The following is a 14,058-nucleotide window of genomic DNA, read 5'->3' as shown; positions in this document are numbered from 1 at the left end:
GGTTACGCCTTGCAACCCCGGCCAGGCGGCGCGCAGCCACCCGGCCGGATGCCCGACCGGATTGCCGCATGACCGACCTCGAAAGCCACCTTGCTCCCTACGCCGCCCGCTCTGCGCAGACCCTCGGACGGGTGCATGCGGAACCGGTCTCTTCATCGCGCACGGAGTTTCAGCGCGACCGCGACCGCGTTATCCACAGCACGGCGTTCCGGCGGCTGGAGTACAAGACCCAGGTTTTCGTCAACCACGAAGGTGACCTGTTCCGCACCCGGCTCACCCATAGCCTGGAAGTTGCCCAGATCGCCCGCTCGATCGCGCGCAACCTGCGCCTGAACGAGGATCTGGTCGAAGCCGTCTCGCTTGCGCACGACCTGGGCCACACGCCCTTCGGTCATGCCGGGCAGGATGCGCTGAACAACTGCATGAAGAACCATGGCGGCTTTGAGCACAACCTGCAGAGCTTGCTGGTGGTGGATGAGCTGGAAGAGCGCTACGGGGGCTTCAACGGGCTCAACCTGACTTTCGAGACGCGCGAAGGCGTGCTCAAGCATTGCTCGCGCGTCAATGCCTCCGCGCTGGGCGAACTGGGCCGGCGTTTCCTGGAAGGCACCCAGCCTTCGCTGGAGGCACAGCTGGCCAACCTGGCCGACGAAATCGCCTATAACAACCACGATATCGACGACGGCCTGCGTTCCGGCCTGCTCACCCTGGAGCAGATGGACGAAGTGCCGATGTGGCGGCGCCACCGGGCCGAGGCGATGGCGGTTTTCCCCGGCATCAATGGCAGGCGCGCCATCAATGAAACCGTCCGGCGCATGATCAACACCCTGATCGTCGACCTGATCCAGACCACCGGCCGGAATATTGCCGCCGCCAACCCGCGCAGCATCGACGCGGTGCGGGCCGCCGGACCGCTGGTGGCCTTCAGTCCGGCAGTGAGCGAGGAAGCCGCGTCGCTCAAGCGCTTCCTGTTCCGCCATCTCTACCGGCACTACCTGGTGATGCGCATGTCGTCCAAGGCCCAGCGCATCATCACCGACCTGTTCGATGCCTTCATGGCCGACCCGCGCTTGTTGCCGCCGCAGTACCAGGCCGGGCAGGGGCGCGACCAGTCCCGACTGATATCGCATTACATCGCCGGCATGACCGATCGCTATGCGATTCGGGAGCACCGGCGCATCTTCGCCGTCGACGAGGGACATTAAGCGGTAACAGGCTCGTGGGGAAATTGGGGACGGATGAGCCGGCGGGTGGGCTATCATTGGGCATGGCATCTGCCTGATGCCATTCACCCGGCGATCGCTGGACGCCGATATTCCTCGCTTACTATGGCCCGCCTTCCTCGTTTTTCCCCCGCGTCGCTGCCGGCGCTTGTGTTGCAACGCGGCAACAATCGTCAGCCGGTCTTCCTCGGCCCCGACGACCGCCTGCATTACCTCGACTGCCTGCGGATGGCGGCGCGCGAGCACGACCTGGCAATTCATGCCTATGCCTTGCGGCCGAATCATGTGCATCTCCTGGCAACCCCCCGCCATGCCGACTCGCTCAGCCTGACCATGCAGGCGGTCGGGCGGCGCTATGCGCGCCATTTCAACCGGGTTGCCGGTCGCACGGGCACGTTGTGGGATGGTCGCTTCCGTTCGGCGGTGTTCGATCCGGCGGCCTGGATGTTGCCCGCGATGTTGTATGTGGAGGCCAACGCTGTGCGTGCGGGCGAAGTGAGTTCGCCGGAAGGCGATCGCTGGAGCAGCTACCGCCACCACGCCGGCATCGAAGCCAGCCCCTTTGTGAGCGATCACTCCGCATATTGGGCGCTGGGCAATACACCGTTCGAGCGCCAATCCAATTACCGCGCCGTGACCGCGGAGGGCTTGTCCGCGATGACGCTGGCCACGCTGCGCAGCCATGCGCATAGCGGCTGGCCGCTGGGGGACGCCGCATTCCTGGTACAGCTGGAGCGCCAGGGTGGACGGCGCGTGCATCCGTTGCCGAAGGGGCGGCCCGTTGGCCGCACGGCGGCGGCAAGGGAGTCGGACTCGGTCTGAGATCGGCGCTGCCCTGCGCGGCTGGGCCATCTCCGGTATCTGGCGAACGTCACAAAAGCGCCGCCGCAATGCACCAAATATAATCTGTCCCCAAATAAAGACCACTCCTGAAGTGGTGCGAGACAAATTATGATCTGACCCCATTTAAAAATTTTGCGGGACGGGAACGATTCTTTTATAGTTCCTCCACCCACATTCATTGTGCGGCGCGTCACGCCTGTGTACGCCGCTGCGGCCCCGCTGTCTCGCTCGTTACCCCGTTCCCGGTTTTCGACCGGCCCCGGTGGAAGAGTGCGGTTCCCGTTCCGGTCTGCCTTGCTGGCTGCGCAGCCCTCACCGGAATCAAGCCCGTGGACCAATCGCAATCCCAATCGAAGCCAACGATGGCCCAAGCGCAGGCCGCAGAGTCTGCCGCCGCCGCGTACGCGCCTGCCTCGCGTCCGCAAGCCCAGGGCATGTACGACCCCGCCAATGAAAAAGACGCCTGCGGCGTCGGCATGGTTGCCCATATCAAGGGCAAGAAGAGTCATGAAATCGTGCAGCAGGGCCTGAGGATCCTGGAAAACCTGGACCACCGCGGCGCGGTCGGCGCCGATGCGCTGATGGGCGACGGTGCCGGCATCCTGATCCAGGTCCCCGACCAGTTCTACCGCGAGGAAATGGCCAGGCAGGGCGTGACCCTGCCGCCGTCCGGCGAGTACGGCGTGGGCATGATCTTCCTGCCGAAGGAACACGCTTCCCGCCTGGCCTGCGAGCAGGAACTCGAGCGCACCGTGCGCCTGGAAGGCCAGGTCGTGCTGGGCTGGCGCGATGTGCCGGTGGACGCCGCCATGCCGATGTCGCCGACCGTGCGCACCACCGAGCCCGTGATTCGCCAGATCTTCATCGGCCGCGGCCGCGACATCATGACCACGGACGCGCTGGAACGTAAGCTCTATGTGATCCGCAAGACCGCCAGTCACGCCATCCAGGCGCTCAAGCTCAAGCACGGCAAGGAATACTTCGTGCCGTCGATGTCGGCGCGCACGGTGGTGTACAAGGGCCTGCTGCTGGCCAACCAGGTTGGCGAGTACTACCTCGACCTGCAGGACCCGCGCGCCGTCTCGGCGCTGGCCCTGGTGCACCAGCGCTTCTCCACCAATACCTTCCCGGCCTGGGAACTGGCCCACCCGTACCGCATGGTTGCCCACAACGGCGAAATCAACACGGTCAAGGGCAATGTGAACTGGGTCAACGCACGGACCGGCGCGATCTCCTCGCCGGTGCTGGGCGACGACCTGCCCAAGCTGTGGCCGCTGATCTATCCCGGCCAGTCGGACACCGCCTCGTTCGACAACTGCCTCGAACTGCTGACGATGGCGGGCTACCCCCTCGTCCACGCGATGATGATGATGATCCCGGAAGCCTGGGAGCAGCACACGCTGATGGACGACAACCGCCGCGCCTTCTACGAATACCACGCCGCCATGATGGAGCCTTGGGACGGCCCCGCCGCGATCTGCTTCACCGATGGCCGCCAGATCGGCGCCACGCTGGACCGTAACGGCCTGCGCCCGGCACGTTTCTATGTGACCGAGGACGATATCGTGGTGCTGGCTTCGGAAGCCGGCGTGCTGCCTTTCCCCGAGTCGCGCATCGTGCAGAAATGGCGCCTGCAGCCGGGCAAGATGTTCCTGATCGACATGGAGCAAGGCCGCATCATCGACGACAAGGAACTCAAGGACAACCTGGCCAACGCCAAGCCCTACAAGAGCTGGATCGACGCCGTGCGCATCAAGCTCGACGAGCTGGACGCCAAGCCCGAGGACGTGGCCGCCGAGAAGAAACCCGACGCGCGCCTGCTGGATCGCCAGCAAGCCTTCGGCTATACCCAGGAAGACGTCAAGTTCCTGATGGCGCCGATGGCGCTGGCCGGCGAGGAAGCCACCGGCTCGATGGGCAATGACAGCCCGCTGGCCGTGCTGTCGTCCAAGAACAAGACGCTGTACCACTACTTCAAGCAGCTGTTCGCCCAGGTCACCAACCCGCCGATCGACCCGATCCGCGAGAACATGGTGATGTCGCTGGTGTCCTTTATCGGACCCAAGCCCAACCTGCTCGAGCTGAACAACATCAACCCGCCGATGCGTCTCGAAGTGTCCCAGCCCGTGCTGGACTTCAAGGACATCGCCAAGATCCGCAACATCGAGCACTACACCGGCGGCAAGTTCCGTTCCTACGAACTGAACATCTGCTATCCGAAGGCATGGGGCAAGGAAGGCATCGAAGCCCGCCTGGCCTCGCTGTGCGCGGAAGCCGTGGACGCCGTGCGTTCGGGCTACAACATCCTGATCGTGTCGGACCGCCGCGTCGATGCCGACCACGTGGCCATCCCCGCGCTGCTGGCGACCTCGGCCATCCACCACCACCTGGTGGACAAGGGCCTGCGGACCTCGACCGGCCTGGTGGTGGAAACCGGCACCGCGCGTGAAGTGCATCACTTCGCCCTGCTGGCCGGCTACGGCGCGGAAGCCGTGCACCCGTACCTGGCAATGGAAACGCTGGCCGACATGGCGCAAGGCCTGTCCGGCGACCTGTCGCCCGAGAAGGCGGTCAAAAACTTCGTCAAGGCCGTCGGCAAGGGCCTGCAGAAGGTGATGTCCAAGATGGGCATCTCCACCTATATGTCGTACACCGGCGCGCAGATCTTCGAAGCCATCGGCCTGTCGCGCGAACTGGTGCAGAAGTATTTCCACGGCACCGCATCGAATGTCGAAGGCATCGGCATCTTCGAGGTGGCCGAGGAAGCGCTGCGCCAGCACCAGGACGCCTTCGGCAACAATCCTGTGCTGGACACCATGCTCGACACCGGCGGCGAGTACGCCTACCGTGTCCGTGGCGAAGAGCATATGTGGACCCCGGATTCGGTGGCCAAGCTCCAGCACGCGGTGCGCGCGGACGATGGCAAGGGCGCGTACCAGACGTACAAGGAATACGCCAACATCATCAACGACCAGAGCCGCCGGCACATGACGCTGCGCGGCCTGTTCGAGTTCAAGGTCGATCCCGCGCGCGCCATTCCGCTGGAAGAAGTGGAATCGGCCAAGGACATCGTCAAGCGCTTTGCTACCGGCGCCATGTCGCTGGGCTCGATCTCCACCGAAGCCCACACCACGCTGGCCGTGGCGATGAACCGCATCGGCGGCAAGTCCAACACCGGTGAAGGCGGCGAGGACGAGAAGCGCTATCGCAATGAACTGCGCGGCATCCCCATCAAGCAGGGCGACACGCTGCAGGGCCTGCTGGGCCCGGAAGCCGTCGTGCGCGACCTGGACCTGCAGGCCGGCGATTCGCTGCGCTCGAAGATCAAGCAGGTGGCGTCGGGCCGTTTCGGCGTGACCGCCGAGTACCTGGCTTCGGCAGACCAGATCCAGATCAAGATGGCGCAGGGCGCCAAGCCCGGCGAAGGCGGCCAGCTGCCCGGCCACAAGGTCTCGGACTACATCGGCAAGCTGCGTTACTCGGTGCCTGGTGTTGGCCTGATCTCGCCGCCGCCGCACCATGACATCTACTCGATCGAGGATCTCGCACAGCTGATCCACGACCTGAAGAACGTCAACCCGAGCTCCGACATCTCCGTCAAGCTGGTGTCCGAAGTGGGCGTGGGCACCGTGGCCGCTGGCGTGGCCAAGGCCAAGGCCGATCACGTAGTGATCGCCGGCCATGACGGCGGCACCGGCGCCTCGCCGTGGTCGTCGATCAAGCACGCCGGCACGCCGTGGGAGCTCGGCTTGTCCGAGACGCAGCAGACGCTGATGCTGAACGGGCTGCGCAACCGTATCCGGGTGCAGGCTGACGGCCAGATGAAGACCGGCCGCGACGTGGTCATCGGCGCGCTGCTGGGCGCCGACGAGTTCGGCTTCGCCACCGCGCCGCTGGTGGCCGAAGGCTGCATCATGATGCGCAAGTGCCACCTGAACACCTGCCCGGTGGGCGTGGCCACGCAGGATCCGGTGCTGCGCAAGAAATTCCAGGGCAAGCCCGAGCACGTGGTGAACTTCTTCTTCTTCGTTGCCGAAGAGGCCCGCGAGATCATGGCACAACTGGGTATCCGCTCGTTCGACGAACTGATCGGCCGTGCCGACCTGCTCGACACCAAGCCGGCCATCGAACACTGGAAGGCGCGCGGCCTCGATTTCACCCGCGTGTTCTACCAGGCACCGTTCCCGGCCGAGGTGCCGCGTTTCCATACCGATGTGCAGGACCACGGCCTGTCGGTCGAAGCCGGCAAGGCGCTCGACCACGTGCTGATCGCCAAGGCCCGCCCGGCCATCGACAAGGGTGAGCGCGTGTCGTTCATCCAGCCGGTGAAGAACGTCAACCGCACCGTCGGCGCGATGCTTTCGGGCGTGGTGGCCAAGCAGTACGGCCATGAAGGCCTGCCTGAAGACACCATCCACATCCAGCTGCAAGGCACCGCGGGCCAGTCCTTCGGCGCTTTCCTGGCACACGGCATCACGCTGGACCTGGTGGGCGACGGCAACGATTACGTGGGCAAGGGCCTGTCGGGCGGCCGTGTGATCGTGCGCGCTCCGCACGAGTTCCGTGGCGATCCGACCCGCAATATCATCGTGGGCAACACCGTGCTGTACGGCGCGATTGCCGGCGAAGCGTTCTTCAATGGCGTGGCCGGCGAGCGCTTCGCGGTGCGCAACTCGGGCGCGGCCGCGGTAGTGGAAGGCACGGGCGACCATGGCTGCGAGTACATGACCGGCGGCACCGTGGTGGTGCTGGGCGGCACCGGGCGCAACTTCGCGGCCGGCATGTCGGGCGGCATGGCCTACGTCTATGACGAGGACGGCCTGTTCGACAAGCGCTGCAACACCTCGATGGTGGCACTGGATACGGTGCTGGCCGCGGCGGACCAGGAAAAGGGCCAGTCCCAGGCGTCCTGGCACAAGGTGAACGGCCAGCGCCAGCTGGACGAAGTCATCCTCAAGGGCCTGATCGAGCAGCATTTCCGCTTCACCGGCTCCGAGCGCGCCAAGGCGCTGCTGGCGGACTGGGCCACGGCACGCCGCAAGTTCATCAAGGTTTTCCCGACCGAGTACAAGCGTGCGCTGGGCGAGATGTACGCCAAGGAGCAGGAAGCGAAGGACAGCGATCGTATCGCGGCCTGAGCCTCGTAGCCCGACCAAGCAGAGCGGCGGCGCGCACCCGCGCCGCCGGCCTCACAAGATACTGACCCCACGGCGGGGCCGGCGCATGCGCCGGACCTGCCCAGCAAGACCAAGGACGCAACATGGGTAAGGCGACTGGCTTTCTCGAATTTCCGCGCCAGAACGAAGGTTACGAACCCGTAGCCAAGCGCGTGAAGCACTACAAGGAATTCGTTTTCGCGCTGTCCGACAGCGAAGCGAAGATCCAGGGCGCGCGTTGCATGGACTGCGGCATTCCGTTCTGCAACAACGGCTGCCCGGTCAACAACATCATCCCCGACTTCAACGACCTGGTGTACCGCCAGGACTGGAAGTCGGCGATCGAGGTGCTGCACCAGACCAACAACTTCCCCGAGTTCACGGGCCGCATCTGCCCGGCACCATGCGAATCCGCCTGCACGCTGGGCATCAATGAGGCACCGGTCGGCATCAAGTCGATCGAGCACGCCATCATCGACAAGGCCTGGGACGAAGGCTGGGTCGCCCCGCAGCCGCCCAGGCACAAGACCGGCAAGACCGTTGCCGTGGTCGGCTCCGGCCCCGCCGGCATGGCCGTCGCCCAGCAGCTGGCGCGCGCCGGCCACGACGTGACGGTGTTCGAGAAGAACGACCGCATCGGCGGCCTGCTGCGCTACGGCATCCCCGACTTCAAGCTGGAAAAGTGGCTGATCGACCGCCGCATGGACCAGATGCAGGCCGAAGGCGTGACCTTCCGCGCCGGCGTGATGGTGACCGACGGCGAACTGCCGGCCGGCATCAAGAACTATGCGCGTGAAACCATCTCGGCCCAGGCCCTGCAGGATCAGTTCGACGCCGTCGTGCTGGCCGGTGGCTCGGAAGTGCCGCGCGACCTGCCGGTCCCCGGCCGCGATCTGTCCGGCATCCACTACGCGCTGGAATTCCTGATCCCGCAGAACAAGGAAGTCGCTGGCGACGCGCCGAACGACATCCGTGCCGACGGCAAGCACGTCATCGTGATCGGCGGCGGCGATACTGGCTCGGACTGCGTGGGCACCTCCAACCGCCACGGCGCCGAATCGATCGTCCAGTTCGAGCTGCTGCCGCAGCCGCCGGAAGAAGAGTACAAGCCGCTGGTATGGCCGTACTGGCCGATCAAGCTGCGCACCTCGTCCTCGCACGACGAAGGCTGCGATCGCGACTGGTCGGTTGCCACCAAGGAATTCATCGGCGAGAACGGCAAGATCACCGCGCTCAAGGCCTGCCGCGTCGAGTGGAAGGAGGGCAAGATGCAGGAAGTGCCGGACAGCGAGTTCATCCTCAAGGCCGACCTCGTGCTGCTGGCGATGGGCTTCACCAATCCGGTCGGCTCGTTGCTGAGCGCCTTTGGCGTGGACACCGACGCCCGCAAGAACGCACGCGCCAGCACCGAAGGCGAGCGCGCCTATCACACCAACGTGCCCAAGGTGTTCGCCGCAGGCGATGTGCGCCGCGGTCAGTCGCTCGTGGTGTGGGCCATCCGCGAAGGCCGCCAGGCTGCGCGTTCGGTCGATGCCTTCCTGATGGGGCACTCCGAGCTGCCGCGCTAAGACACTGCACGCTTCGAAAAGCCCGCCCCGCGCAAGCCGGGCGGGTTTTTTTACAGGCGCGCGGTCAGGCCGGGGGCAGCGCGCGGCCCATCAGCACGGCGCCGGTGCCGTAGGCCGCCAGCTTGGCGGCCAATCTGTCATTGGGCGGGACCATTTTTTCGTACCCGAGTCYGCGCCACCACGGTGCGGCCGACTGCACGGCGACCAGCCGCGACGAGCGCAGCCCGGCGTCCAGCGCCGCCGCGCGGGTGGCTTTGTAGAGTCCTTGCGCCAGGCCCTTACCCTGGCCGGCGGGTGCCACCGCCATATCGTGGACAAACCAGGTCAGCGTCATCGCGCAGCCGGGCTCGCCACCTCGGTCCCAGTGCCGCTCCAGCACGCCATCGAGCGGCGGCAGGCTGTCCTGCGGCCACATATGGGTAAACAAATAGGCTGCCAGGGTCTCGTCCCGTCCGGCATGCGCGGCCACCCAGCAGGTGGCGGGCGACAGCGTCAGCCGGCTGGCCAGGGCCACACCGGATTCAAGCAGCATGCCGCGATAGCACCGGGCCTGGATTTCGAGCACGGCGGGCAGGTCGGTGGGCCGCATGGGCCGGAGAATGCATTCGCTCATGGCAGGCGATTATCGCATCCGGTTTCACGAGCCGGCAGGCTGCAAGCGCGTCGGTGCGGGCCGGCAAGCCTTCCGTGTGATGCATCGTGTCCGCTCCCACAGGGTTGTCCCGGCTATGGTTAACGTGGTCTGTGCGGCTCTGGGCATTCTTCGTAGAATGACCTGACAATTAGAACAAAAACTAGAACAAAGACTGCCTCGCTAATCCCTTTCAGCCGATCGAGATGCCACCGGCAATGCCTGTGGCACGGAGGAACTGATGTCCGAAGTGCGCATTTTTTCGCGGCTTTGGCGAGGTAAGGCGACGTTGCTTCACCCCGCTGCAAAGCCGGCTCGTCAGCAGTCTCCCTTGCGTGCCAGGCATCCGCTGTTCAAATCGCCTGTTTTCCGCCTCCCCCGGCAGGGTACGGGCATGGCAGCGTGCCTTGCATCCGTAGTCCGGCCCATGGCGCTGCTCTGCCTCGCCAGCCTGCTGGCCGGCATCGTCAGCCCTGTCCTGGCGCGGCAGCCGGCTCCGCAGGCAACCGCGACCCCGGCTGCGTTCACCCGCCCCGTCCCGTTTCCCGTCCGGCCTATCCGTTTGGTCGTGCCCTTTCCCGCCGGCGGCGTGCCGGATGCCGTGGCACGCCTGCTGGCGGAGCGCCTGGCGGTACGTCTTGGCGTGCCGGTGGATGTCGACAACCGTCCCGGCGCGGGCGGCACCACCGCGGGGGAGGTGGTGGCCAAGGCGAGTTCCGATGGGTATACCTTGCTGTTCCATCAAGCCACCATGCTGATCCAGCCGGGCCTGGAGCCCATGTCTTATGACGTGGTGCGCGACTTCACGCCGGTGGCGCGGGTAGCCACCATGCCGCTGTTCCTGGTGATCGATGCGCGCCTGCCGATGCGCACGCCGCAACAATGGCTTGCGGAGGTCAATGCCAACCCCGGCTCCTACAGTTATGGTAGCGGCCAGGCCGGCAGCCCTTCGCACCTCTACGCCCAGTACGCCGTACATGGCGTCCTCAACGGGGTGCCCCTGGTCACGGCCAAGGGCGAGGGCGCCGTGGTGCAAGAGATGCTTGCCGGGCGCATCAGCKCCTGCTTTTGTGCCTTTGCCTCCGTGCAGGCGCAGGTCAGGAACGGCAATTTGCGTTTGCTGGGCGTGACCGGTGTGGCGCGCTCGCAACTCGCGCCCACCGTGCCAACCCTGCAGGAATCCGGGCTGGACGGCTACGGGGCTGGCGCCTGGTATGGCGTCATTGCGCCGGCCAGGACGCCGCATGCCATCGTGGCTCGGATCGCCAGCGAACTGGACGCGGTGATGGGCGAGCGCGAGGTCCGGGATCGCTTGCTGGCGGCGGGCCTGACACCGTTGCGGGACTCGCCCGAAGCGTTTGCCATGGCGATACGCTCGGAGTCGATCCAGTGGCAGGTAATCCTGCGGCAGACAGAGGGACCGGCCGAGCCCTAGGCCGCGCGCGCTCCGGCGCCGGTCGGGGTCAAATGTGACGAAACAATTATTTGCGATTCGTGGATGTGGATTGCGGCACACTGGCGTGGGCGCCGCTAGGTAGTAGCCCTTATAATGGCGGACTGCCTAACACGGTGCCAACGTGACCGATTCCGCCTCAAACCTAGTCGAGCTCCAGTCTGTCGATTTCGCCTATACGGCGGGCGGCAAGCCTGTCCTGTCGGGCCTTAGCATGCGCTTCCCGCGCGGCAAGGTGGTTGCAGTCATGGGCGGCTCGGGCTGCGGCAAGACCACCGTGATGCGCCTGATCGGCGGCCAGGTCCGGCCGCAGCAGGGCAAAGTGCTCTTCAACGGTGCCAATATTCCCGCCCTGGATCGCGATGGCCTCTACGCCGTGCGGCGCCAGATGGGCATGCTGTTCCAGTTTGGCGCCTTGTTCACCGATCTGTCGGTATTCGACAACGTTGCCTTCCCGTTGCGCGAACATACCGATTTGCCCGAGTCGATGATTCGCGACCTGGTGCTGATGAAACTCAATGCCGTCGGCCTGCGCGGGGCCCGCGAGCTGATGCCGTCGGAGATCTCCGGCGGCATGGCGCGCCGGATCGCGCTGGCCCGCGCGATCGCGCTCGATCCCGCCCTGCTGATGTATGACGAGCCCTTCGCGGGGCTCGACCCCATCTCGCTGGGCCTGACCGCGCGGCTGATCCGCAGCCTGAACGACGCGCTGGGCGCCACCTCCATCATCGTGTCGCACGACGTCAACGAGACCTTCCTGATCGCCGACTACGTCTATTTCATCGCCAACGGCCGCATTGTCGCGCAAGGCGAGCCCGAGGCCCTGCGCGCCTCGAGGGATCCCTTCGTGCACCAGTTCATCCATGCCGAACCCGATGGCCCGGTGCCCTTCCACTATCCAGGGCCATCGCTGGCCGAGGACTTCGTGAGCGGGGCGGGGCAATGATCGAGTTCTTCACAAGCATCGGCTCCGCCGTGCGGCAGTCGGTCATCGGGCTTGGCCATGCCACCCGCATGTTCTTCACGGTGCTGGCGATGTCGCCGGCACTGCTGCGCCGGTTCCGGCTGGTCAGCGACCAGATCTTCTTTGTCGGCAACCTGTCGCTGGTGATTATTGCGGTATCTGGCCTATTTGTCGGCTTCGTGCTTGGTTTGCAGGGCTATTACACGCTAAATCGCTACGGCTCCGAGCAGGCACTCGGCTTGCTGGTGGCCCTGTCGCTGGTGCGCGAACTGGGTCCGGTGGTGACGGCACTCTTGTTCGCCGGACGCGCCGGTACTTCGCTCACGGCCGAGATCGGCCTGATGAAGGCCGGCGAGCAGCTCACGGCCATGGAGATGATGGCGGTCAATCCGCTGCAACGCGTGATCGCGCCGCGCTTCTGGGCTGGCGTGGTGGCCATGCCGGTGCTGGCGGCGATTTTCAGCGCCGTCGGCATCCTCGGCGGCTATCTGGTCGGCGTGCAGATGATCGGCGTGGACGCGGGCGCGTTCTGGTCGCAGATGCAGAATGGGGTGGACGTTCGGAATGATGTGCTGAACGGTGTCATAAAAAGCTTCATTTTTGGCATCGCGGTGACGTTTATTGCGCTGTACCAGGGTTATCAGGCCAAGCCCACGCCGGAAGGCGTGTCGCGCGCCACCACGCGTACCGTGGTGATTGCCTCGCTGGCCGTGCTGGCGCTGGATTTCCTGCTGACTGCGCTGATGTTCAGCTGACCTGCCGGTGCGGTCGCCGGAGTACTTGAAGAAGAGACGCAGGTCAACTACCCCGGCCTAAAGAGGCTGTCGCAAAAGGTGCAAGTCGAAACAATTCAGCTTTGTAAGTGCTTGAATTGTCGGGGGAAAAAAGCCGGCATGCTCGGCTGTGTACCCTTTTGCGACAGCCTCTTTAGGCCGGAGCTTGTAGAGGCAACTCAACAGGCTCGGGTTGACCAGGCAAAGCGGTACCCAACCCGCTACGTTGCGAACAGGTGCAAGACCAACGTTGGGATGCTTCCTCAGTTCCAACCTCTTGAAGCCCCGGTTGCAGACAAGCGACAGGGTAAGCACGAAACGGATCGGGGCAGATCGCCGGTTCGCAACATTGCCGAGGGGAGACCTCCTGCAAGGGAGGCGTCACCAGGCCCGTAAGGGCAACTTTTGGGGAGAGATTGCCTTGGCAGTCTTTGTGTTGGACAAGAGCGGCAAACCGCTCATGCCGTGCAGTGAGAAGCGCGCCAGGCTGTTGCTGGCGTGCGGCCGCGCGCGCGCGCACCGCGTGATGCCCTTCGCCATCCGCCTGGTGGATCGGCGGCAGGCGGACAGCGTCCTGCAACCGATCCGCCTCAAACTCGATCCAGGTAGCAAGGGCACTGGGGTGGCCATCGTGCGCGAAGTTGAGTCCGGCGGTGTCGAGCCGGCTCGGCATGCTGCCGTGCTGTCTCTCGCAGAACTGATCCACCGCGGCGCGCAGATCAGTCTGAACCTGACTGCACGTCGCGCTATGCGTCGGGCGCGACGCGGTCGCAATACCCGCTATCGGGCCGCTCGTTTCGATAACCGGTGCAAGCCCGTTGGCTGGCTGGCGCCGAGCCTGCAACACCGTGTGCAGACCACGATGGCTTGGGTGCGCCGTTTCCGGGCGCTCGCGCCGATTACAGCCGTCAGCACCGAACTCGTCCGCTTCGACATGCAGACGCTGCAAAACCCGGAGATCTCCGGCGTCGAGTATCAGCAAGGCGAACTGGCCGGCTACGAGGTCCGGGAGTACCTGCTGGAGAAATGGGGCCGGCAGTGCGCGTACTGCGATGCCCGCGATACGCCGCTGGAAATGGAGCATATCGAKGCCCGGGCAAACGGTGGCTCCAACCGGGTCGCCAACCTGACGCTGGCGTGCGTGCCTTGCAATCGGAAGAAGGCCGCGCGYCCGCTCKCYGATTTCCTGCGCAAGGACCCGGAGCGTCTCAGGCGCATTCAGGCCAAGGCAAAGTCACCGCTTCGCGACGCCGCTGCGGTCAATTCGACCCGGTGGGCCTTGTACAACGCGCTGAAGACCACGGGGCTTTCCGTGGAGACTGGGTCGGGTGCACGGACGAAGTACAATCGCCGACGATTCGATCTGCCAAAGACGCACGCGCTGGACGCCGCGTGCGTTGGGGTGATCGACTCGGTTTCGGGATGGCAAAAGCCCACGTTGGCGATC

General features: G+C 65.1%; 9 protein-coding genes. 8 read left to right on the top strand and 1 reads right to left on the bottom strand.

Annotated features, from left to right (window positions below; all coding sequences use genetic code 11):
* The first annotated feature begins 68 nt into the window (after window positions 1-68).
* The 4 genes from AC1DQ3_RS29130 (at window position 69) to AC1DQ3_RS29115 (ending at window position 8,790) form a co-directional block, all read left to right on the top strand.
* Window positions 69-1,205, top strand: coding sequence for a deoxyguanosinetriphosphate triphosphohydrolase (locus AC1DQ3_RS29130; RefSeq protein ID WP_477123617.1), 1,137 nt, complete (start codon window positions 69-71; stop codon window positions 1,203-1,205).
* A gap of 123 nt (window positions 1,206-1,328) precedes the next feature.
* Complete coding sequence (locus tag AC1DQ3_RS29125; RefSeq protein ID WP_477123616.1) at window positions 1,329-2,045, top strand: transposase; 717 nt, start codon at window positions 1,329-1,331, stop codon at window positions 2,043-2,045.
* 383 nt (window positions 2,046-2,428) lie between these two features.
* Window positions 2,429-7,204, top strand: coding sequence for a glutamate synthase-related protein (locus tag AC1DQ3_RS29120; protein WP_477123615.1), 4,776 nt, complete (start codon window positions 2,429-2,431; stop codon window positions 7,202-7,204).
* Window positions 7,205-7,326: 122 nt separating this feature from the next.
* Window positions 7,327-8,790, top strand: a complete 1,464-nt coding sequence (locus AC1DQ3_RS29115; RefSeq protein WP_477123614.1) for a glutamate synthase subunit beta — start codon at window positions 7,327-7,329, stop codon at window positions 8,788-8,790.
* A gap of 64 nt (window positions 8,791-8,854) precedes the next feature.
* Here the strand turns inward: AC1DQ3_RS29115 and AC1DQ3_RS29110 are convergent, their stop codons facing one another.
* Complete coding sequence (locus AC1DQ3_RS29110) at window positions 8,855-9,403, bottom strand: GNAT family N-acetyltransferase (RefSeq protein WP_477123613.1); 549 nt, start codon at window positions 9,401-9,403, stop codon at window positions 8,855-8,857.
* Window positions 9,404-9,848: 445 nt separating this feature from the next.
* On the opposite strand from AC1DQ3_RS29110, the gene AC1DQ3_RS29105 reads away from it, so the two are divergent.
* The 4 genes from AC1DQ3_RS29105 to iscB form a co-directional block, all read left to right on the top strand.
* The gene (locus AC1DQ3_RS29105) at window positions 9,849-10,856 is read left to right on the top strand and encodes a tripartite tricarboxylate transporter substrate-binding protein (protein ID WP_477123612.1); all 1,008 of its coding nucleotides are present in this window, start codon (window positions 9,849-9,851) and stop codon (window positions 10,854-10,856) included.
* Window positions 10,857-10,998: 142 nt separating this feature from the next.
* Complete coding sequence (locus tag AC1DQ3_RS29100; RefSeq protein ID WP_477123611.1) at window positions 10,999-11,820, top strand: ABC transporter ATP-binding protein; 822 nt, start codon at window positions 10,999-11,001, stop codon at window positions 11,818-11,820.
* Complete coding sequence (gene mlaE / locus AC1DQ3_RS29095) at window positions 11,817-12,593, top strand: lipid asymmetry maintenance ABC transporter permease subunit MlaE (protein ID WP_477123610.1); 777 nt, start codon at window positions 11,817-11,819, stop codon at window positions 12,591-12,593. Before AC1DQ3_RS29100 ends, mlaE begins: the two co-directional genes overlap by 4 nt.
* A 439-nt stretch (window positions 12,594-13,032) precedes the next feature.
* Window positions 13,033-14,058, top strand: a 1,026-nt coding sequence (gene iscB, locus AC1DQ3_RS29090; protein WP_477123645.1) for an RNA-guided endonuclease IscB, incomplete at its 3' end; no start/stop codon positions are given.

It is taken from the genome of Cupriavidus sp. 01T418, from assembly GCF_056398885.1.
Note: the sequence above shows the minus strand (reverse complement) of the source record. Positions and strands in the feature narration are given on the sequence as shown.